The organism is Vibrio sp. 10N.247.311.51 (genome assembly GCF_041467855.1).
GTDB classification, from domain to species: Bacteria; Pseudomonadota; Gammaproteobacteria; order Enterobacterales; family Vibrionaceae; genus Vibrio; species Vibrio coralliirubri.
Genome location: NZ_JBFSVK010000079.1, coordinates 1 through 1,169, shown reverse-complemented (window position 1 = coordinate 1,169; position 1,169 = coordinate 1). Strand labels below are relative to the sequence as shown.

The following is a 1,169-nucleotide window of genomic DNA, read 5'->3' as shown; positions in this document are numbered from 1 at the left end:
TGATGACCTCCTTTTTAATTTGGTCATCACGATTGTAGTTGGAAGGAAATGGACACAAATACGTTAGCTTATTTACTATAAATTACTTATGTCAGATTACAAAAAGCATCTAGAAAGACCTTGAAGAACAATCGATGTGAGCTTTCCTTTGAAAAATATCACAGAATTTCACTCTTATTTTTTAAATCCCTAGTAACTCATCTGAATACTTTATAAGTCCTTTAGCACCGAAACCATTCTCAATTTTTTCATAGGTATAATAAGTTATCGACTCACTATTACGCACAGCTTGCACTAAAGTATTGCCATGCTGGTCGATAACACTAGTTGAGGCGGTTTGCTCTAGGGTCGAGGAGTTGACAGAAATAACTGTGAATACATTCTCGATAGCCCGAGATACTAGATGTGATTTGATGATTGAGAGTCGGTTGTCGTCAGGTTTGTCTTGAACATCGCATAGACAAACAACCGTAACATCGACTTTTTCTTTGTATAGTTCTCTGAAGTATTCTGGGAATCGAATTTCGTAGCAAACTCGAACACCAATCCTAATACCCTTAATCTCAACGACGCCATTAAAATTACTATCTACAACGAAGTTATCAGCATCCCAACCCCATAGTGCTCTTTTGTCATAGTATTGCACGTAACCTGAAGGCTCGATGATAGCGATAGAATTGGCCGCACGTTCACCGCATTGACGGATACAACCAAGAAAGAGGTAGATCTGTTTTTCTTTTACAAGCTCAATTATTTCATTGAAAGCAATATTTTGTTGTTCAAAGTCGATGTCGGAAACAGAACTAATTTCTACGGGTGGATAGCCTGATAAAGCACACTCTTGCGTAAGTAGAACTTGCGCATCATATTCGCTAGCTTCACATATAGCTCTCTTAATCGTTTGATAATTATCAGTTGATTTCGCACTAATAGGAAACTGTAACAAGGCAAACTTCATTAATTTGTATCCTTATTTATATTGCGGTGCGTGGCACGTCCTTAAGTGGTTAGTGATGCCCACCAAAATTACATTAATCAAAACTACAGTTATTAGCAAACCTAAGTCAATTCGTAATCAGGACAATAAGAAATAAAATCGGCGCTAGCTTGGAAAGGGGCAGAATGTATGGTACGCCCCGTTTTGCAAGTGAATCAGCAAAATAACAGAG

Annotated in this window: 1 protein-coding gene; it reads right to left on the bottom strand. The window is 37.8% G+C overall.

What is annotated here, in order from left to right; translation table 11 throughout:
* Positions 1-181: 181 nt before the first annotated feature.
* Positions 182-958, bottom strand: coding sequence for a carbon-nitrogen hydrolase family protein (locus AB6E85_RS25835; RefSeq protein WP_017094319.1), 777 nt, complete (start codon positions 956-958; stop codon positions 182-184).
* Positions 959-1,169: the final 211 nt, after the last annotated feature.